This window comes from Streptomyces viridosporus (assembly GCF_002078235.1).
GTDB lineage: Bacteria > Actinomycetota > Actinomycetes > Streptomycetales > Streptomycetaceae > Streptomyces > Streptomyces viridosporus.
The window spans coordinates 1-18,788 of record NZ_MSGP01000256.1; the positions used below are offsets into that span (position 1 = coordinate 1).

Here is an 18,788-nt window from a genome sequence, read left to right on the forward strand (position 1 = left end):
GGGCGGGCGGGACGTTCTGCGCCGGGGCCGACATCTCCACGCTCCAGGGGTCGCCGCTTCGGGCCCAGCGGCTGGCCGTCGCGGCGGAGGAGGCGCTCGCCGCCTTCCCCAAGCCGACCCTGGCCGCGGTCCGGGGGCACTGCGTGGGCGGCGGGGCGCAGCTGGCCGCGGCCTGTGATCTGCGGTTCGCGGAGCAGGGGGCGCTGTTCGGTGTGACGCCGGCGAAGCTCGGGATCGTCTACCCGGCGTCCGCCACCCGGCGACTGGTGTCGCTGGTGGGTCCGTCCACGGCCAAGTACCTCCTGTTCTCGGGTGAGTTGATCGACGCCGAGCGGGCCCTGCGCACCGGCCTGGTGGACGAGGTGCTGCCCGGGGGCGAACTGGATAAGCGGGTCGCGGAGTTCACCCGGGTCCTGGCCTCCCGTTCGCAGCTGACGCAGGCCGCGGCGAAGGAGTTCGCGGACGGGCGCACCGACCGCGACGCCCACTGGGACGCACAGGCGCGCGGAAGCGGCGACACCGCGGAGGGGGTCGCCGCGTTCCTGGAGCGCCGGCCGCCGCGCTTCACCTGGACCGCGACTACGACAGGGTGAAACGGCTCCCGGACCGGAACTCCTCGACGAGGTGCGCGGGCGCCTTCTGCGGGGACCCCGCGTCGTAGGGCGGCTGCGGGTCGTACTCGGTGAGCAGCTGGACCGCCCGGGCGTGGTCGTCGCCGGCGATCCGGCCGAGCAGGGTGAGCCCCATGTCGATGCCGGAGGAGACACCGGCCGCGGTGACGTACTTCCCGTCGGTCACCACCCGCTCCCCCGTGGGTTCGGCGCCGAAGCGCCGCAGGTGCTCCAGCGCCAGCCAGTGGGAGGTGGCCCGGCGTCCCTCCAGGAGTCCGGCCGCGGCCAGCAGCAGGGATCCGGTGCACACGGACGTCGTCCAGGTGCTGTTCGCGTCGGTGCCGCGCAGCCAGTCCAGCAGGGCCCCGTTCTCCATCTGGGCCGTCTGTCCGGGGCCGCCGGGCACGACGACGACGTCCGGGGACGGCACCTCGGCCAGGGCCCGGTCGGCGGTGATCGCGAGCGCGCCGGTGTCGCTGCGCACGGGGCCGGTCCGCTCGGCGACGAAGACGGTCTCCGCGTCCGGGAGGCGGCCGAGGGTCTCGTAGGGGCCCACGGCGTCGAGGGCGGTGAAGCGGTCGAAGAGGACGATGGCGATCTGCATCGGGAACCTTTCAGGGGCGGGTGGGAACGGGCCGGAAGCGGCGGCGGTACTCCGCCGGTGACGTACCGAGGGCCCGGACGAAGGCGCGGCGCATCGCCTCGGGGGTGCCGTAGCCGCTGGCGCGGGAGATCTCCTCGACGCCGTCACCGGTGTCCTCCAGCAGGCGCCGGGCGTGCTCGAGGCGGACCCGGTCGACGTAGCGGCCCGGTGTCGTGCCGGTCTCGGTGCGGAAGGCGCGGGCGAAGTGGCGCGGCGAGAGGGCGGCGCGGGCCGCGAGCGCCTCGACGGTGAGGTCGGCGTCGGGGTGCTCGGTGACCCAGTGCTGGACCTCGCGCAGCGGTTCGCGCCGCGCGGTCTGGGCGGCGAGCTGGGCGCTGAACTGGGCCTGGTTCCCGGGCCGGCGCAGGAACACCACCAGGTGCCGGGCGACGGTGAGGGCGGCCCGGCGCCCCAGGTCCTCCTCGACCAGGGCGAGCGCGAGGTCGATGCCCGAGGTCACGCCGGCCGACGTGGCGACGTGGCCGTCGCGGACGTAGATGGGGTCCGGGTCGACCTCGACGGCCGGGTGTTCCCGGGCGAGCCGGGCGCAGTGTGCCCAGTGGGTGGTGGCGCGGCGGCCGTCCAGCAGCCCGGCTCCGGCGAGCAGGAACGCGCCCGTGCAGACGGAGACCAGGCGTTCGGCGCGCGGTCCGTGCCGGCGCAGCCAGTCGGTCAGCCGCGGGTCGGGCCGCCGGGTGCCCTCTCCCCCGGGGACGAGCAGCGTGTGCGGGCCGGGCGCGTCGGGCAGGGCCCGGTCCGGTACGACGGTCAGGCCGCTGCTCGTGCGCACCGGGGCGCCGTCCGGGGAGGCGGTGCACAGCCGGTAGGTGCCCGGGGTGTGCTTCTCGGCGCCCGCGAAGACCTCCAGGGGACCGGTGACATCGAGGCTCTGCACGCCGTCGAAGAGGACGACGAGCACGGTTCGCTGCGTCATGCGGTCGATTCTTGGCGGGCCCGGTGACGGCCGCAATGACGGGTTCCCCACCTTTCCCGCCACGCCCGGTCGGCGGCGAGCGGGCGGGCGTCAGGCATGTCGAAGCGTTGACGAGGTACCCGCCCGTCACCAAGTCCGCCCCGGCCGCCGTGGCCGGGAGAGCGAAAGGGGAGACACGTGTTCCGTGCCATCGCAGACGTCCTGCGTCAGATCGGCGGCGCCGTCGCCACCGTCGTGACCCTGCCGTTCCGGGCGCTGGCCCGGCTCTTCGGCGGTGCCTCGTCCACCGCCCGCGGCCACCGCGCCTGAGGCCGCCCGTGCGGTGTCCGGGCGCGTCGCCGCCCTGATCCACGGTTGTCGGCGCCACCTGCCACAATTGCCGCGCAACCTCAGTGGAGAAGGCGGTACGGGAACGTGACGACACCCCTCGCAGGGTCCATCGAAGGCAGGATCGCCGAGGAGCTCGGCGTACGGGAGCGGCAGGTCAGAGCCGCCGTGGAACTGCTCGACGGCGGTTCGACGGTGCCCTTCATCGCCCGCTACCGCAAGGAAGCGACCGAGATGCTCGACGACGCGCAGCTGCGCACGATCGAGGAGCGGCTGCGCTATCTGCGGGAGCTGGAGGAGCGTCGTACGGCGATCCTGGAGTCGGTGCGCGAGCAGGGCAAGCTGACCGACGAGCTGGAGGCCCGGATCCGGGGCGCGGAGACCAAGGCGCGCCTGGAGGACGTCTACCTGCCGTACAAGCCCAAGCGGCGCACCAAGGCGCAGATCGCGCGCGAGGCGGGGCTGGAGCCGCTGGCGGAGGGGCTGCTCGGTGACCCGGGCGTCGACCCCCTCGCCGCGGCCGCCGCGTTCGTGGACGCCGACAAGGGCGTCGCGGATCCGCAGGCCGCCCTGGACGGCGCGCGGGCGATCCTCACCGAGCGGTTCTCGGAGGACGCCGACCTGATCGGCGAGCTGCGCGAGCGGATGTGGGTGCGCGGGCGGCTGGCCGCCAAGGTGCGCGAGGGCAAGGAGGAGGCGGGCGCGAAGTTCGCGGACTACTTCGACTTCGCCGAGCCGTTCACCGAGCTGCCCTCGCACCGGGTCCTGGCGCTGCTGCGCGGCGAGAAGGAGGAGGTCCTCGACCTCGTCCTGGAACCGGAGGAGCCGGTGGACGGCCCGTCGTCGTACGAGGGGATCGTCGCGAACCGGTTCGGGATCGCCGACCGGGGGCGTCCGGCGGACAAGTGGCTGCTGGACACGGTCCGCTGGGCCTGGCGCACGCGCATCCTGGTGCACCTCGGCATCGACCTGCGGCTGAGGCTGCGCACCGCGGCCGAGGACGAGGCGGTGCGGGTCTTCGCGGCCAACCTGCGCGACCTGCTGCTGGCGGCCCCGGCGGGCACGCGCGCGACGCTCGGCCTGGACCCGGGCTTCCGTACGGGTGTGAAGGTCGCCGTGGTGGACGCGACCGGCAAGGTCGTGGCCACGGACGTGATCCATCCGCATGTGCCGGCGAACCGGTGGGACGAGGCGATCGCCAAGCTGGCCCGGCTGGCGAGGGAGCACGCGGTCGAGCTGGTCGCGATCGGCAACGGCACCGCGTCCCGCGAGACCGACAAGCTCGCCGGTGAACTCATCGCCCGCCACCCCGAGCTGGGGCTGACGAAGGTGATGGTGTCCGAGGCGGGCGCCTCCGTGTACTCGGCCTCCGCCTTCGCCTCCCAGGAGCTGCCGGAGCTGGACGTGTCGCTGCGCGGCGCGGTGTCCATCGCCCGCCGGCTCCAGGACCCGCTGGCCGAGCTGGTGAAGATCGACCCGAAGTCGATCGGGGTCGGCCAGTACCAGCACGACCTGTCCGAGGTGAAGCTGTCGCGTTCGCTGGACGCGGTGGTGGAGGACTGCGTGAACGGCGTGGGCGTGGACGTCAACACCGCGTCGGCCCCGCTGCTCGCCCGGGTCTCCGGCATCACCTCCTCGCTCGCCGAGAACATCGTGGCCCACCGGGACGTCAACGGCCCGTTCACGTCCCGCGGCGAGCTGAAGAAGGTCACGCGGCTCGGCCCCAAGGCGTACGAGCAGTGCGCGGGCTTCCTGCGGATCCGCGGCGGCGATCCGCTGGACGCCTCCAGCGTGCACCCGGAGGCCTACCCGGTCGTGCGGCGCATGGTGAAGACCTCCGGCCAGGAGGTGGCCGCCCTGATCGGCAACACGGCGGTGCTGCGGTCGCTGAGGCCGCAGGACTTCGTGGACGAGACGTTCGGTCTGCCGACCGTCACCGACATCCTCAAGGAACTGGAGAAGCCGGGGCGCGACCCCCGGCCCGCGTTCCGGACGGCCGCCTTCAAGGAGGGCGTGGAGAAGATCTCCGACCTGTCCTCCGGGATGGTCCTGGAGGGCGTGGTGACGAACGTGGCCGCCTTCGGCGCGTTCGTGGACGTCGGCGTCCACCAGGACGGCCTGGTGCACGTCTCGGCGATGTCGAAGACGTTCGTCAAGGACCCGCGGGACGTGGTGAAGCCGGGTGACATCGTCAAGGTGAAGGTCCTGGACGTGGACATCCCGCGCAAGCGCATCTCGCTGACGCTGCGCCTGGACGACGAGGCGGCCGGGCAGGGCCGGACGGACGGCGGCGACGAGCGCCGGCAGCGCGGTGGGCGTCCGCCGCAGCAGCGTCAGGGCCGCCGAGGCGGCGGCGGGGGCGGTGGCTCGCGCCAGGCGGCCGCGCCCTCGAACAGCGCGATGGCCGACGCCCTGCGCCGCGCCGGTCTGGTCGACCCGAAGCGCGGCGGGCGCTGAGCCGTTCCCGTCACCACCGGGCCCGGGCCCCGCGCCGCTGTGCGGGGGCCCGGGCCCGCTCGGGTCCGTGGGGTGCCGGTGTGCGGACTTCACGGGCCGTCACGGGGGACGTCACCGCGAGCGAGGGGTACGAGACGGCCCGGGTCGAGCCCGACGGCGCCGCGCACGGTCCGGTGGTCGACCACCCGCGGCCGGCGCGGCGGGTGCCGTCCCGTCAGCGCTCGGTCACCTTGCCGTCCGTGACCTCCAGGCGGCGGGTGACGCGGACCGCGTCGAGCATGCGGCGGTCGTGGGTGACCAGCAGGAGGGTGCCTTCGTAGGCGTCGAGGGCGTCCTCCAGCTGTTCGATGGCGGGCAGGTCGAGGTGGTTGGTCGGCTCGTCGAGGACCAGGAGGTTGACACCCCGGCCCTGGAGGAGGGCGAGGGCGGCGCGGGTGCGTTCGCCCGGGGAGAGGGTGGCCGCGGGGCGCAGGACGTGGTCCGCCTTGAGGCCGAACTTGGCCAGCAGGGTGCGGATGTCGGCCGGTTCCAGGTCGGGGACCGCCGGGCGGAACGCGTCGAGCAGCGCTTGCGGTCCGTGGAACAGCGCGCGGGCCTGGTCGACCTCGCCGAGCAGCACGCCCGGGCCGAGCGCGGCGTGCCCGGCGTCGAGCGGCACGCGGCCCAGCAGGGCGCCCAGCAGCGTGGACTTGCCGGCGCCGTTCGCGCCCGTGACGGCCACCCGGTCCGCCCAGTCGATCTGCAGGGACACCGGGCCGAGCACGAAGCCGCCGCGCCGCACCTCGGCGTCCCGCAGGGTCGCCACCACCGCGCCGGAGCGCGGGGCCGCCGCGATCTCCATGCGCAGTTCCCACTCCTTGCGCGGCTCCTCGACCACCTCGAGCCGCTTGATCATGCGCTGCGTCTGGCGGGCCTTGGCGGCCTGCTTCTCACTGGCCTCGCTGCGGAACTTGCGGCCGATCTTGTCGTTGTCGCCGCCCGCCTTGCGGCGCGCGTTCTTCACGCCCTTGTCCATCCAGGCGCGCTGCATCTGCGCACGGTCCTGGAGGGCGGCCTTCTTGCCGGCGTACTCCTCGTACGCGTCGCGGGCGTGCCGGCGGGCCACCTCCCGCTCCTCCAGGTAGGCCGCGTAGCCGCCGCCGTAGAGGTTGATCCGCCGCTGGGCGAGGTCGAGTTCGAGGACCTTGGTGACGGTGCGGGTGAGGAACTCGCGGTCGTGGCTGACGACGACGGTCCCGGCGCGCAGTCCGCCCACGAAGCGCTCGAGGCGCTCCAGGCCGTCCAGGTCGAGGTCGTTGGTCGGCTCGTCGAGGAGGAAGACGTCGTAGCGGGACAGCAGGAGGGAGGCCAGCCCGGCGCGGGCCGCCTGCCCGCCGGAGAGCGCGGTCATCGGCCGGTCCGGGCCGACGGCCAGGCCGAGGGAGTCGGCGACCTCCTCGGCGCGCTCGTCGAGGTCGGCACCGCCCAGGGACAGCCACCGCTCCAGGGCTGCGGCGTACGCGTCGTCCGCGCCCGGCGCCCCGGCGACCAGGGCTTCGGTCGCCTCGTCCAGGGTCCGCTGGGCCTCGGCGACCCCGGTGCGGCGGGCCAGGAACTCCCGCACGGTCTCGCCGGGCCGGCGCTCCGGCTCCTGCGGGAGGTGCCCGACGGTCGCGGTCGGCGGGGAGAGGCGCAGCTCGCCCTGTTCGGGGGCGGTGAGCCCGGCGAGCAGGCGCAGCAGCGTGGACTTGCCCGCGCCGTTCGCGCCGACCAGCCCGATCACGTCACCGGGGGCGACGACGAGGTCGAGGCCGGTGAACAGGGAGTGGTCGCCGTGACCGGCGGCGAGGTTCTTGGCGACGAGGGTGGCAGTCATCAGACCGCCGATCCTAACGGCCGTGCGCGGCGGGAGGCGCCCCGGTTCCTCACCGCCCCACGGCCGTCACCAGCACCGTCCCGGCGGCGCGGGCCACGACGAACGCCTCGCCCCTCACCGCCTTCGGGTCCAGGGGGACGCGGTGGCGGCCGGGTTCCAGGACGCCGTCGAAGAGGTCCTGGGCGCGGGTGCGGGAGAGGCGGTCGACGCGGTACGCGGTGAGCCGCACCCGGCAGGACGAAGTCACCTCCACCTCCGCCCCGTCGTCGGCGGCGGTGAGGTCCGTCAGGCGGCGCTGCTCGCGCGGACCGCGGTCGAGGGCGTGTTCGGTCTGGGCGACGAGGAGCGGAACGGCCGGGGCGAGGCCGTCGACGAAGGGCACGTCCACCCCGGCCGCGGCGAAGGCGCGGCGGACGGCGGCGCGCTCCGCGGCGCCGGTCGACCGGCCGAAGACCACCGCGTCGTAGCCGCGCAGCTCGTCGGCGGGGACGCCGTCGGTGTCCTGGGCGGTGTCGGCACCGATGCCGATGGTGCGCAGGGCGGCGGCGAGTCCGGTGAGCAGGGCGACGCGGGTGCCGATCAGCAGGACCCGGCGCCGGGCGCCCGGGGAGCCGCCGTCCAGCAGGGCGGCGAGGGCCGCGCGGTACTCGGCGCCGCGGAAGCGGAAGGGGCCCATGCCGTGGTAGCCGTTGAGCTCCAGGTCGGCCTGCTCGCCGGTCTGCCAGGCGAAGTCCCGCCAGATGAAGTCCTCGCCGTCGCGTTCGATGACCGCGGTCACCGCACCGCAGGCGAGGTCCGCGCATTCGGGGCAGCCGTAGACGATGTACCGGCCGGCGGGCAGCGGCGCCTCGGTCTCCAGCAGCAGGCCGCGGACCTGGGCGGTGAAGATGGCGGGCGGGACGTCGGAGGCGAGCGGGGAGACGGCGTCCAGGTCACGGAGGCGGAACAGCAGCGGGCACCCGTCGACGACGAAGTCGACGAAGTCCCGGTGGACCTGGTAGTCACCGCCCGCGAGGAGTGCACCCGCCCGGGTCGCCGGTGCCAGGCCGAAGGTCGTGTACTCGGCAGCCATGCGGTGAGTATTCCCCCCCGGGGCACGGGCCCGAGCGCGGCATGGGGTATTCCGCTAATGTCCCCGCGATGGGAACCGGACCGGACTGCGATGTCCTCGTGATCGGCGGTGGGGTCGTCGGGCTGACGACGGCCGTGGTCCTCGCCGAACGCGGTGTGCGGGTACGGCTGTGGACGCGCGACCCGGTCGAGCGGACCACCTCGGCGGTTGCGGGCGCGCTGTGGTGGCCCTACCGGATCGAGCCGGTGGCGGCGGTGCGCGCGTGGGCGCTGCGGTCGCTGGAGGTGTACGAGGAGCTGGCGGCGCGGCCGGGGACGACCGGCGTACGGATGGTCGAAGGAGTACTGGGCGAGACCCCGCTGGACGAGGTCGGCGCCTGGGCCGCCGCGCGCCTGCCGGGGCTGCGCGGGGCGACGGCCGAGGAGTATCCCGCCGGATCGGGGGTGTGGGCGCGTCTGCCGCTCATCGACATGTCGACCCACCTGCCGTGGCTGCGGCAGCGGCTGCTGGCGGCGGGCGGGGCGGTCGAGACGCGTGCGGTGGCGGACTTCGCGGAGGCCGGTGCTCCGGTCGTGGTCAACTGCACGGGGCTGGCGGCACGGGACCTCGTGCCGGACCCGTCGGTGCGGCCGGTGCGGGGGCAGCTGGTGGTCGTGGAGAACCCGGGGATCGACACCTGGACGGTCTCCACGGACGCCGACGGCGCGACGACGTACCTCTTCCCGCAGCCCGGGCGGCTGGTGCTGGGCGGCACGGCGGAGGAGGACGTCTGGTCCCTGGAGCCGGACCCGGCGGTGGCCGGGGCGATCGTGCGGCGGTGCGCGGCGCTGCGGCCGGAGATCGCCGGCGCGCGGGTCCTGGAGCACCGGGTGGGCCTGCGCCCCGCCCGGGACACGGTGCGTCTGGAGCGCGCACCGCTCGCGGGCGGGCGGTTGCTGGTGCACAACTACGGTCACGGAGGCGCGGGCGTCACGGTGGCCTGGGGCTGCGCGGAGGAGGCCGCGGACCTGGCCGCCGGCTGAGGCGTGGGGCGGCGTCCGGGCGGGGGACGGCCGCCCGCCGGCCGCCGGCGGGCGGGACGGGGCCGTCCGCCCCCGGACGGCCGGGAGGGGCGGTCAGTGCTTGCCGATCGGGTCCCCCTCCACGTCCGGGCCGCGGCCGGGGCCGATGCGGAGCTCGAACTCGCCGTCGTACCTCTTGTGGCCCCGGATGACGGCGAGTTCCACCGCCTCGGAGCCCATCTCGCCGCGCACGATGAGCGGGTCCCGGCGCAGATCGCGCATGAGCGCCACGCACATGAGGATCATCACGACGACGAACGGTGCCGCCGCGAGGATCGTGAGGTTCTGCAGGCCGGTCAGCGCGTCGCCCTGGCCGCTGCCGACGAGCAGCATGATCGCGGCCACCGCGCCGGTGACGACGCCCCAGAACACCACCACCAGGCGGCCCGGCTCCAGTGCGCCCTTCTGCGAGAGGGTGCCCATGACGACCGAGGCCGCGTCGGCACCCGAGACGAAGAAGATGCCGACGAGGACCATCACCAGCAGGCTCGTGGCCGTGGCGACGGGGAACTGCTGCAGCACCGCGAAGAGCTGGCCCTCGGGCGTGGACTCCCCGCCGAGCCTGCCCTGCTCCTGGAGCTTCATCGCGGAGCCGCCGAAGATCGCGAACCAGATGAGGCTGACCGTGCTGGGCACGAGGATGACCCCGCCGACGAACTGGCGGATCGTCCGGCCCCGGCTGATGCGGGCGATGAACATGCCGACGAAGGGCGTCCAGGAGATCCACCACGCCCAGTAGAAGACGGTCCAGCTGCCCAGCCAGGCGGCGACTCCCTCACCGCCGCTGGCCTCGGTACGGGCCGCCAGCTCGGGCAGCTCGCCCAGGTAGGAGAAGACGGAGGTGGGCAGCAGGTCGAGGACGATGATGGTCGGGCCGGCCACGAACACGAACAGGGCGAGCACCAGCGCCAGCACCATGTTGGTGTTGGAGAGCCACTGGATGCCCTTCTCCACCCCCGAGACCGCGGAGGCGATGAACGCCACCGTCAGCACCGCGATGATGCCGACGAGCAGGCCGGTGCTCACCTTGTCCATCCAGCCGAGCTCCTGCGCGCCGGAGCCGATCTGCAGCGCGCCGAGGCCGAGCGAGGCCGCGGAGCCGAAGACGGTCGCGACGATCGCCAGCATGTCGATGACGCGCCCGCCGATCCCGTTCGCGTTCCGCTCCCCGATGAGCGGGGTGAAGACGGCGCTGATGGTCTGCCGTCGGCGCCTGCGGAACGTGCTGTAGGCGATGGCGAGACCGACCACCGCGTAGATCGCCCAGGGGTGGAGCGTCCAGTGGAACAGTGTCGTGGCCATGGCCACTTCCATGCGGTCACCGGAGTCGGCCGGGGCGGTGCCGGGCGGCGGCGTGGTGTAGTGCGCCAGCGGCTCGCTCACGCCGTAGAACATCAGACCGATGCCCATGCCCGCGCTGAACATCATCGCGACCCAGGACACGGTGCGGAACTCCGGTTCCTCGCCCTCGGCGCCGAGGTGGATCCGGCCGTAGCGGCTGACCGCGAGCCAGAGGGCGAAGACGACGAAGCCGGAGGCGGCCAGCATGAACGCCCAGCCGCCGTTGTGCATCAGCCCGCCGAGCGCGCTGCTGGAGACGGCCTCGAGGGAGTCCGTCGCGGTGGCGCCCCAGATCACGAACGCGAGGGTGAACACGGCCGTGACGCCGAACACCACCCGGTCGGTCCGAGGGCTTTCCCGGCCGGGCAGGCCCGCTTCCGAACCCGGGAGCGGACCTGCCGTACCGTCCTTGTCGCTGTGATGGTCCTGCGTCACCGGCGGCACCTTTCCTCGAACTCATGGGCGGAGTGCGCTCCTCCCGAGATGCCCCTACCACGCGTGGCGCAAAACTCACCTTCTCAGCAGGACGTGTCGGGCTCCCCCGCCGTGAGGGGGTACGCGGCGCGTTCGTCGAGGAGCAGCGGGACGAGGGCCCGCAACGGCTGCCGCAGGGGCACGAGGACGCCGTCGCCGTCCCGCCGGACGCGCACCCCGTGCAGCGCCAGCTCGTCCCGGACGTCCGCGTACCGGCCGGGGGTGAGGCGGTAGCCGCACGGCGGATCGGTGATCGTCTCGGAGGGTTCGGGCGGGTCGTTGTCGGCTCCGCCCAGGTGGACGGGGCCGGTGTCGGCGTGGCCGGCGGCGCGCGCCGCGCCGGTGGCCGCCTCGATCTGCCCGCGGCGCTCGCCGGTGAAGCGCAGCAGCCCTCCGAGTGCGGCGAGCTGGGAGTCCACCCTGCGCCGGTTGTTGAGGGCCGCGTCGGCCCGCTCCGCGTCGGTGAGCGGATCGACGCGGCTCTCGATGAGCAGGCCGACGCCGTGCTTGATTCCGGCCATGTTGCGCAGGATGCGCTCCTGTCCGTCGCCGGCGGTCTGGCGGATCGGCTCGCCGGTGACGGGGTCGGTCCAGATGCCGTAGGTGCCGGTCGAGTGGCCGGCGGCCTCGGCGGCGGGGCGCACGTAGGCGCGGGACAGGGTCCGTGCGGCCTCGTGGACGGCCGGGTGGGTGTTGGGGTTGCGCGGCCAGAGGTCGAACAGGTCCTTGTCGTAGTACGGGGGTGTGGCGCCGTACTCGTGCAGGTCGTAGATCACGTCCGGGCGCCGGTCGCGGACGACGGCGGCCAGGGCGCGGCCCTCGGCGGTCCTCAGGGCGAGGTGGTCGCGGTTGACGTCCACGCCGTCGCCGTTGCCCCGGGTGTCGGCGGCCCGGCCGTCGGGGTTGGCGGTGGGCACGACGAGCACCGTGGTGCGCTCCAGGAAGCGGCGGGTGGGCCGGTCCTCGGCGAGGGCCAGGTCGCGGACGGTGGTGAGGCAGGCCTCGCGGCCGGCGGGTTCGTCGCCGTGCTGGCTGCAGACGAGCAGCACCGTGGGGGAGGTGGGCCGGGAGCCGATGCGGACGAGCCGGAGCGGGCGGTCCTGCCCGGTCGTGCCGATCCGGGTGACGGACGTCCGGCTGCTCGCCCGGTCGACGGCCGCGAGGAACCGCTGTTCCTCGGCCAGGGTGGTCCAGCGGGCGCCGTCGCTCGCCTCGAACCCGGTGCGGGGCGGGGCATCCTCGCCGGCCCGGGCCGGTGCGGTGACGAGGGAGGCGGCCAGGGAGGCGGCGAGGGTGGCTGCGGCGAGGACCGGGGCGCGCTTCACCGGGCCTCCCCGGGGATGCGGTGGGCGGGGGTGTCCGGTCGGCCCACGCCGTGCAGGACCGCGTCCCGGGCCCCGGCGTGCGTGCCCGCGGTGGCGCGGGCGAACGCGGCCGTTCCGCCGACGAACGGGACGTGCGCGGTGGTGCGGGCCAGGTCGAGGGTGAGCGTCGGGGTGTCCGCCGGGGGGTCGATCAGGTCCCGGTCGGTGCCCGCGACGATCAGCGCCAGGCGGTGTCCCTCGGGCACGACGTGGTCGGTGGCCGCGAGGTCGAGGGTGATCGTGTACCGCTTGCCCGGGGTGAGCGGGGCGCCCTCGCCGGTGTCGGCGCGGTGGCCGAGGTCGGCCCAGCCGCGGCTGACGACGGTGTGGTCGACGTCGACGGTCTTCGCGCGGGTCTCCTTGAAGCAGGAGCTGTCGCCCGCGGTGCTCGCGCCCCAGCAGGTGCGCTCGGTGAGGGTGGTGATGCCTTCGCCGGCGTCGGCGTAGTCGCGGACGGTGTCGGGGCCGAGGTCCACGAGAACGGCGGACAGATGGGCCGTCGGGGTGCTGGGGGTGACGGTGACGGTGACCCGGGAGGAACCGGACAGCCGCAGGTCCCGGGTGAGCGGTCCGGTGACGAACCCGGCCTTGTCCGGGGTCGGCGTGTGGACCCGCGCGGCCCAGTCGGTCTCACCCAGCCGCGGGTCGTCGGTGAAGGTCTCGGTGCCCTTGCCCCTGCGCAGGCCCAGGGTGCCGACGCCCGGCTCGGTGCCCCGGGCGGGGCGCAGGGCCGCGGTGTGCGTGCCGCGCGGCGGCCAGGTCGCGGAGGTCACCCACTGGTCGGGCCGGCGCTCGATGTCGGCCACCGGTTCCCGGTCGATGCCGTTGTCGTAGCCGAGGAGTTCGTGGTCGAACCAGCGGTGCAGGGTGTCGACCCACTCGGCGCGGCGGAAGTCGAAGGGGTCGACGTGACCGGTCTGGGAGAGCCAGATCTTGCGTTCGACCCCGTTCTTCGCGAGCGCGTCCCACCAGGGGCCGACGTGCTGCATCCGCACGTTGAGGTCCTGCATGCCGTGCACGAGGAAGACGCTGGCCCGCACCTTCTTCGCGGCGCGCACGTAGTCGCGTTCGGTCCACAGCGGCGTCCGGTCGCCGGTGCGCGGGGCTCCGTCGACGAGTTCGCGCTGGACGGCGGCGCACCGGGACCGGGCGCCGGGGCTCTCGACGTAGTTCGACAGCCAGTCGGGGCCCGAGTCGTAGAGCGGGGCGCCCTGGGTGAAGTAGTAGTCGTACCAGGAGGAGATGGCGGCGATCGGGACGATGGTCTCCAGCCCCTCGACGCCGGTCGCGGCGACTCCGTTGGCGATGGTGCCGTCCCAGCTCTTGCCGATCATGCCGGTGCGGCCGTTGGTCCAGTCGGCCCGGGCGCGCTCGGTGCCGGTGCGGGTGGTGTAGGCCCTGCCCCGTCCGTTCAGCCAGTCGACGACGGCCTTCGCGGACTGGATGTCGGAACGCCCGCCCACGTCCACACAGCCGTCGGACCGGTTGGTCCCGGCCAGGTCGACGCCGACGACGGCGTAGCCGCGCGGCACGAAGTAGTTGTCGTAGAACAGCGGCATGCCCACGATGTCGCCGTCCGCGTCGTAGGTCTTCCGCTGGCTCTCGTTGCCGCGCCCGCAGCAGGAGTAGTACGGGCTGGCGTCCATGATGACGGGGACCTTCCGGCCCCGCTGCGCGGGTTCGCGGGGGCGGACGATGTCGACGGCGACCCGGTCGGTCCTCCCGTCGCGGTCCTCGTCGAGTCCGGTGTCCACCCAGACGGCCTCGCGGACGGCGTCGGCGTAGGAGTGGACGGGCAGGCTCCCGCGCGGCGCGGCCTCTGCCGCGGCCGGGGTGAGCAGCGCGGCCGTCAGGGCGGCGGTGGCCGCCGTCGCGAGCGGTCTCCAGGTCGTGAAGCGCGTGCGTTTCGGCATGCGCGGGACGGTACATCGGTCAACACCCGTGCAGAAGAGGGCACCTGACGCCCCGTGGGGACACCGGTGGCCGGAAGCCGACGGCGGCCGGGACGCGGCCGCTGCCGCCGCACGCGAGGGACCTCGGCGCGGTCCGCGCGCGGGGAGCGGCGGAGGCGGCGCACCGCGCGGTCGGGCTGCCGAGCCGCGCGGGCGCCGGGTGCCGGGTCCGCCTCGGCACCGGCGTCCCGGCCGACGCGGTCATGCCCGCGGTCGGCCACCGTCCCCCTCCCGGGCCGGCCCGGGAGGGCCGGAGACGGTGGTGCGCACGGCCCTGACCGGCCCGGGGCGGTCGGGTTCGACGTGACGGTCCTCGACTCCCGTCCGGACGAGGACGGGACCCTCGCGACACGCCTCACCCGGTGCCCGTCGCGGGCGTTCGCGCCGGAGGGCCGCCCCGCCGCGGCACGCTCAGTCCCCGTGGTCGTAGACCGTCACCGGTATGCCGCGCTTCACCAGTCGCTCGGTGATCAGCGGCTCGACCCGGGACCACTTCCCGCCGGCCAGCCCGCAGCCGATGCGGGGCATGTGGACGGAGGCCCCGAGGTCGGCCGCGTGGCCGGCGAGGCGGGTGAGGGCGGTGTCGATCGCCTCGTAGCGGACGGGGACGCCCTTGCTGCCGGTCCTGGTGCCGCGCTGGCCGATCATGTTCGCCACCCGGACGTACCGCTCGACCTGGACCAGCTGCACCGCGCCCAGGGCGAAGTCGTTGGACGCGCGGTCGCGGTGCCAGGCGCGGTAGGCGGCCTCCGGCTCGGGCCAGCGGCGGGACAGGGCCAGGACGAAGCCCTTCCCCCAGCCGCCGATGTCGTTGCAGACATGGGCGACGATCTTGACGCCCTTCACCGACGGAACGGTGGCGTCACCCCGGACGTACGTGATCCCCGACATGACGCCACCGTAGGAGCTGCCACTGACACCGGCACCGGCCTGCTGCCTCGTGAGGTCGCTCGGCGCGCCCGGCGGTCCGCTCGCCCCGGCGAGGGAAGGAGCCGCACCGCGGGCGTCTCGCACGGCCGTCCGTCCGGCGTGCCCGGGTGTCACAACTCCGGTGGTACAGCTCCGGTGGTACAGCGATACTGCTGCGCATGACGACCGAGACCGGGAAGCCGCAGGGACGCGCCGCCGCCGAGGAGCCGGGCACGGTCGCCCCCTCGACGGCGGCCGAGGCGCCCCGAAGGCGAGAAGAAGGCGCGGAGTCCACCCTCACCGTCGACGAACTGGCGGCCCGGGCCGGTGTCACGGTACGCACGATCCGCTTCTACGGCACCAGGGGCCTGCTGCCGCCCCCGGTGCTCGGTCCGCGGCGGGTCGGTCACTACGGGCGGGAGCATCTGGCCCGGCTGGCGCTCATCGAGGAGCTGCAGCACCAGGGCATGACGCTGGCGGCCATCGAACGGTACCTGGGACAGCTGCCGCCGGACCTGTCCGCACGGGAGCTGGCGATCCAGCGGGCGGTGGTGGCCTCCTGGGCGCCGGAGGCCACGGAGACGGTGACGCGCGAGGAGCTGGAACGCAGGGCGGGCCGGGCGCTCGGGGAGGAGGAGACCGAGCGGCTGGCGGCGATGGGCGTCGTCCGGCGCGAGGGCGAGCGGTACGGCGTCGACACCGGCCTGCTGCGGCTCGGCGTCGAACTGCTGGACGTACCGCTGTCGCACGAGACGATCCTCGCCGCCCGCACCACGCTGACCGAGTACTCCCGCGCGGCGGCCCACGAGCTGTCGCGGCTGCTGCGCGACGCGGTGGCCGAGCGGGACGCCCGGGACGTGAGGTCGCTGTCCGCCCACATGCAGCCGCTCGTGGTGCAGGCACTGCTCACGACGTTCCAGCGGTCGCTGAGGGAGGAGCTGCGGGAGTGGATGGACGGCGACGCCCACGAGTGACGCGGGACGGCCGCAGGTGACGCGCGACGGCCGCAGGTGACGCGCGACGGCCGCGGGTGACGCGGCGGAGTGCCGCGTCACCCGGCGGGGGCGCACCGTCAGCGTGCGTCCGTGAAGACCTCCCCCTTCTCCGCCTTCTCCACCAGCAGCGCCGGCGGGGCGAAGCGCTCGCCGTAGCGGTCGGCGAGTTCGCGTGCGCGGGCCACGAATCCGGGCAGGCCGGTCCCTCCCCCGGCGCCGCCGTCGTAGCCGTTGATGTACTGCAGCACGCCGCCGGTCCAGCCGGGGAAGCCGATGCCGAGGATCGAGCCGATGTTGGCGTCGGCGACGGAGGTCAGCACGCCCTCCTCCAGCAGCCGGACGGTGTCCAGCGCCTCGGCGAACAGCATGCGCTCCTGCATGTCGCGGAACGGGATCTCGTACCCGGGCCGGGTGAAGTGCTCGCGCAGTCCCGGCCACAGGCCGGCGCGCCCGCCGTCCTCGCCGTACTCGTAGAAGCCGGCGCCGCCGCTGCGCCCCGGCCGGCCGAACTCGTCGACCATGCGGTCGATGACGGCCTCGGCGGGGTGCGCGGTCCAGGTGCCGCCCGCTTCCTCGACCGCCCGCTTCGATTCGGTGCGGATCTTGCGGGGCAGGGTCAGCGTCAGCTCGTCCATCAGGGAGAGCACCTTGGCCGGGTAGCCGGCCTGGGCGGCGGCCTGCTCCACCGACGCGGGCTCGATGCCCTCGCCGACCATGGCCACGCCCTCGTTGATGAAGTGCCCGATGACCCGCGAGGTGAAGAAGCCGCGCGAGTCGTTGACCACGATCGGCGTCTTGTTGATCTGCCGCACCAGGTCGAAGGCGCGGGCCAGCGCCTCCTCGCCGGTGCGCTCGCCCTTGATGATCTCGACCAGCGGCATCTTGTCGACCGGCGAGAAGAAGTGCAGCCCGATGAAGTCGTCCTGCCGCTCCACGCCCTCGGCCAGCGCCGTGATCGGCAGGGTGGAGGTGTTGGAGCACAGCAGCGCGTCCTCGGCGACGACGTCCTGGATCTCCTGGAAGACCTTGTGCTTGAGCGCGGTGTCCTCGAACACCGCCTCGATGACCGCGTCGCAGCCCGCCAGGTCGGCGACCTCGGCGGTGGGCGTGATGCGGGCCAGCAGCGCGTCGGCCTTCTCCTGGGTGGTGCGGCCCTTGGCGACGGCCTTGGCGCACAGCTTCTCGGAGTAGCCCCTGCCCTTGAGCGCCGCCTCCGGGGAGACGTCCTTCAGCACGACCTCGATCCCCGCGCGGGCGCAGGAGTAGGCGATGCCGGCGCCCATCATCCCGGCACCGAGGACGGCGACCTTGCGGACCCGGCGGGGCTCGATGCCCCGGGGGCGGTTGGCGCCGGAGTTGACGGCCTGCAGGTCGAAGAAGAACGCCTGGATCATGTTCTTCGAGGTCTGTCCGGCGGCCAGCTCGACGAAGTAGCGGGCCTCGATGACCTGGGCGGTCTCGAAGTCGACCTGGGCTCCCTCGACGGCCGCGGCGAGGATGCTCCGCGGGGCCGGGTAGGGCGCGCCGTTGGTCTGCTTGCGCAGGGTGGCCGGGAAGGCGGGCAGGTTGGCCGCGAACTTCGGGTGGGCCGGGGTGCCGCCGGGGATCCTGTAGCCGGGCCGGTCCCAGGGCTGGGCGGACTCGGGGTGGGCGTCGATGAAGGCGCGGGCCTTGGCCAGCAGGTCCTCCGGGCTGTCGGCCACCTCGTCGACGAGGCCGTTCTCCAGGGCGCGCCGCGGGTTGTACTGGGTGCCCTGGAGGAGGACCTTGAGGAGGGCGTCGGCGATGCCGAGCAGCCGGACGGTGCGGACGACGCCGCCGCCTCCGGGGAGGAGACCGAGGGTCACCTCGGGGCAGCCGATCCTGGAGCCGGGGGCGTCGAGGGCGATCCGGTGGTGGCAGGCCAGGGCCAGTTCGTAGCCGCCGCCGAGGGCCGCCCCGTTGATCGCCGCGACGACCGGCTTGCCGAGCGTCTCGATGCGGCGCAGCTGGCGCTTGATCGCCATGCCGCCGTCGAACAGGTCCCGCGCCGTCTCCGGGGTGACCCGGATCAGGTCGCGCAGGTCGCCGCCGGCGAAGAAGGTCTTCTTGGCGGAGGTGAGGATGACGCCGCGGATCGAGTCCTTCTCGGCCTCCAGACGGTCGGTGATCACGGCGAGGGAGTCGCGGAACGCCTGGTTCATGGTGTTCGCGGACTGGTTCGGGTCGTCCAGGACGAGGGTGACGACGCCGGTGTCGTCCTGCTCCCAGCGGATGGTGGTGCTCTCGGTCATCAGGGGGTCTCCGTAAGGGGTCGCGTGCGGGTCGCCGGGATTCAGAGGCGTTCGACGATGGTGGCGATGCCCATGCCGCCGCCCACGCACAGCGTGGCCAGGCCGTAGCGCTTGTCCTGGCGCTCCAGTTCGTCGACGAGCGTGCCGAGAATCATCGCGCCGGTGGCGCCCAGCGGGTGACCCATGGCGATGGCGCCGCCGTTGACGTTGACCTTGTCCAGCGGCAGACCCATGTCCTTGACGTAGCGCAGCACGACCGCCGCGAACGCCTCGTTGATCTCGACCAGGTCGATGTCGTCGATCGTCAGCCCGGCCTTGGCGAGCGCCTTGCGGGTGGCCGGGGCGGGGCCGGTGAGCATGATGGTGGGCTCGGAGCCGGACACGGCGGCGGAGACGATCCGCGCGCGCGGGGTGAGCCCGTGGCGCTCGCCGACCTCCCGGGAGCCGATGGCGACCAGGGCGGCGCCGTCGACGATGCCGGAGGAGTTGCCCGCGTGGTGGACGTGGTCGATCCTCTCGA

The 18,788-nt window shown here is 74.1% G+C and carries 14 protein-coding genes and 1 pseudogene; 5 read left to right on the forward strand and 10 right to left on the reverse strand.

The features are described 5' to 3' along the window. A partial coding sequence (locus B7L92_RS18930) for an enoyl-CoA hydratase/isomerase family protein (RefSeq protein WP_107501533.1) occupies positions 1–593 on the forward strand: 593 nt, incomplete at its 5' end. Here B7L92_RS18930 and B7L92_RS18935 read toward each other — a convergent pair. Further along, entirely contained in the window at positions 580–1,215 is a 636-nt protein-coding gene (locus B7L92_RS18935) for a DJ-1/PfpI family protein (RefSeq protein ID WP_081238717.1), read from the reverse strand. The genes B7L92_RS18930 and B7L92_RS18935 overlap by 14 nt on opposite strands. Before the next feature lie 10 nt (positions 1,216–1,225). After that, complete coding sequence (locus B7L92_RS18940; protein ID WP_081238718.1) at positions 1,226–2,188, reverse strand: GlxA family transcriptional regulator; 963 nt, start codon at positions 2,186–2,188, stop codon at positions 1,226–1,228. 177 nt (positions 2,189–2,365) lie between these two features. Between B7L92_RS18940 and B7L92_RS42460 the strand changes: the two genes are divergently transcribed. Continuing rightward, the gene (locus B7L92_RS42460) at positions 2,366–2,497 is read left to right on the forward strand and encodes an LPFR motif small protein (protein WP_004980301.1); all 132 of its coding nucleotides are present in this window, start codon (positions 2,366–2,368) and stop codon (positions 2,495–2,497) included. 105 nt (positions 2,498–2,602) lie between these two features. Beyond that, entirely contained in the window at positions 2,603–4,972 is a 2,370-nt protein-coding gene (locus B7L92_RS18945) for a Tex family protein (protein WP_081238719.1), read from the forward strand. Between the two features lie 214 nt (positions 4,973–5,186). On the opposite strand, the gene B7L92_RS18950 is transcribed toward B7L92_RS18945, so the two are convergent. Continuing rightward, entirely contained in the window at positions 5,187–6,827 is a 1,641-nt protein-coding gene (locus tag B7L92_RS18950) for an ABC-F family ATP-binding cassette domain-containing protein (protein WP_081238720.1), read from the reverse strand. Between the two features lie 49 nt (positions 6,828–6,876). Then, a complete protein-coding gene (locus B7L92_RS18955; protein ID WP_081238721.1) occupies positions 6,877–7,899 on the reverse strand; it encodes an oxidoreductase in 1,023 nt (340 codons plus the stop codon). Between the two features lie 68 nt (positions 7,900–7,967). On the opposite strand from B7L92_RS18955, the gene B7L92_RS18960 reads away from it, so the two are divergent. After that, positions 7,968–8,921, forward strand: a complete 954-nt coding sequence (locus tag B7L92_RS18960; RefSeq protein WP_081238722.1) for an FAD-dependent oxidoreductase — start codon at positions 7,968–7,970, stop codon at positions 8,919–8,921. Between the two features lie 93 nt (positions 8,922–9,014). On the opposite strand, the gene B7L92_RS18965 is transcribed toward B7L92_RS18960, so the two are convergent. The 4 genes from B7L92_RS18965 to B7L92_RS18980 form a co-directional block, all read right to left on the reverse strand. After that, positions 9,015–10,736 (reverse strand): BCCT family transporter, encoded by a 1,722-nt coding sequence (locus tag B7L92_RS18965; protein WP_081238723.1) that lies wholly within the window; start codon positions 10,734–10,736, stop codon positions 9,015–9,017. An 83-nt stretch (positions 10,737–10,819) separates the two neighbouring features. After that, on the reverse strand, positions 10,820–12,100 hold the full coding sequence (locus B7L92_RS18970) for a M14 family metallopeptidase (RefSeq protein WP_081238724.1): 1,281 nt from the start codon (positions 12,098–12,100) through the stop codon (positions 10,820–10,822). Beyond that, positions 12,097–14,052, reverse strand: a complete 1,956-nt coding sequence (locus B7L92_RS18975; protein ID WP_081238725.1) for a Xaa-Pro dipeptidyl-peptidase — start codon at positions 14,050–14,052, stop codon at positions 12,097–12,099. The genes B7L92_RS18970 and B7L92_RS18975 overlap by 4 nt, the downstream gene beginning before the upstream one ends. 450 nt (positions 14,053–14,502) lie before the next feature. Further along, complete coding sequence (locus B7L92_RS18980) at positions 14,503–14,982, reverse strand: macro domain-containing protein (RefSeq protein ID WP_081238726.1); 480 nt, start codon at positions 14,980–14,982, stop codon at positions 14,503–14,505. Between the two features lie 197 nt (positions 14,983–15,179). Between B7L92_RS18980 and B7L92_RS18985 the strand changes: the two genes are divergently transcribed. Then, on the forward strand, positions 15,180–15,974 hold the full coding sequence (locus B7L92_RS18985) for a MerR family transcriptional regulator (protein WP_255311032.1): 795 nt from the start codon (positions 15,180–15,182) through the stop codon (positions 15,972–15,974). 98 nt (positions 15,975–16,072) lie between these two features. Here the strand turns inward: B7L92_RS18985 and B7L92_RS18990 are convergent, their stop codons facing one another. Together B7L92_RS18990 and B7L92_RS18995 are read right to left on the reverse strand one after the other, a co-directional pair. Then, positions 16,073–18,268 (reverse strand): 3-hydroxyacyl-CoA dehydrogenase NAD-binding domain-containing protein, encoded by a 2,196-nt coding sequence (locus B7L92_RS18990; protein WP_081238727.1) that lies wholly within the window; start codon positions 18,266–18,268, stop codon positions 16,073–16,075. Between the two features lie 41 nt (positions 18,269–18,309). Beyond that, positions 18,310–18,788, reverse strand: a pseudogene (locus tag B7L92_RS18995) (acetyl-CoA C-acyltransferase); the annotation flags it as partial.

What these genes read in the sequence shown, in the direction of transcription:
- B7L92_RS18980 (WP_081238726.1), bottom strand. Translation starts at nt 14,982, where the DNA reads ATGTCGGGGATCACGTACGTCCGGGGTGACGCCACCGTTCCGTCGGTG.
- B7L92_RS18990 (WP_081238727.1), bottom strand. Translation starts at nt 18,268, where the DNA reads ATGACCGAGAGCACCACCATCCGCTGGGAGCAGGACGACACCGGCGTC.
- B7L92_RS18975 (WP_081238725.1), bottom strand. Translation starts at nt 14,052, where the DNA reads ATGCCGAAACGCACGCGCTTCACGACCTGGAGACCGCTCGCGACGGCG.
- B7L92_RS18950 (WP_081238720.1), bottom strand. Translation starts at nt 6,827, where the DNA reads ATGACTGCCACCCTCGTCGCCAAGAACCTCGCCGCCGGTCACGGCGAC.
- B7L92_RS18960 (WP_081238722.1), top strand. Translation starts at nt 7,968, where the DNA reads ATGGGAACCGGACCGGACTGCGATGTCCTCGTGATCGGCGGTGGGGTC.
- B7L92_RS18940 (WP_081238718.1), bottom strand. Translation starts at nt 2,188, where the DNA reads ATGACGCAGCGAACCGTGCTCGTCGTCCTCTTCGACGGCGTGCAGAGC.
- B7L92_RS18935 (WP_081238717.1), bottom strand. Translation starts at nt 1,215, where the DNA reads ATGCAGATCGCCATCGTCCTCTTCGACCGCTTCACCGCCCTCGACGCC.
- B7L92_RS18985 (WP_255311032.1), top strand. Translation starts at nt 15,180, where the DNA reads ATGACGACCGAGACCGGGAAGCCGCAGGGACGCGCCGCCGCCGAGGAG.
- B7L92_RS18955 (WP_081238721.1), bottom strand. Translation starts at nt 7,899, where the DNA reads ATGGCTGCCGAGTACACGACCTTCGGCCTGGCACCGGCGACCCGGGCG.